Annotated in this window: 1 protein-coding gene; it reads left to right on the forward strand. The window is 31.7% G+C overall.

Translation table 11 applies throughout. The features are described from left to right. Positions 1-7: 7 nt before the first annotated feature. Positions 8-397: a PorP/SprF family type IX secretion system membrane protein gene (locus IUY40_RS19300; RefSeq protein WP_195738468.1), complete on the forward strand. Its 390-nt coding sequence runs from the start codon at positions 8-10 to the stop codon at positions 395-397.

The following is a 397-nucleotide window of genomic DNA, read 5'->3' on the forward strand; positions in this document are numbered from 1 at the left end:
ATAAAAAATGAAAATTCTTAAAAAATTAAAAATAGTATTTTTAATAGGCTTATTTAGTATAGGTGTAAATGCGCAACAGTCTTCTTTGTATTCGCAATACATCTACAATAGTTCTTTAATCAATCCCGCATTTATGTCTATGGATGAATATTCGAGCGTTAATGTGATGTACCGCTACCAATGGGTTGGTATGCCAGGTGCTCCTAAAACAGGAGTAGTTAGTTTTTATACCCCAGTAGGAGCAGGAAACACGAGTTTAGGAACTATTATTTCTCGTGATGAAATAGGTGTTGATAGTGATACAAAAATAAATTTATTGCTATCTCAAAACGTTACTTTAGGAGATAACTCTTATTTAGCTTTAGGTTTTACAACAGGAATTGGGTTATTTATTTAG

Source organism: Flavobacterium sp. ALJ2 (assembly GCF_015594725.1).
Taxonomy (GTDB): domain Bacteria; phylum Bacteroidota; class Bacteroidia; order Flavobacteriales; family Flavobacteriaceae; genus Flavobacterium.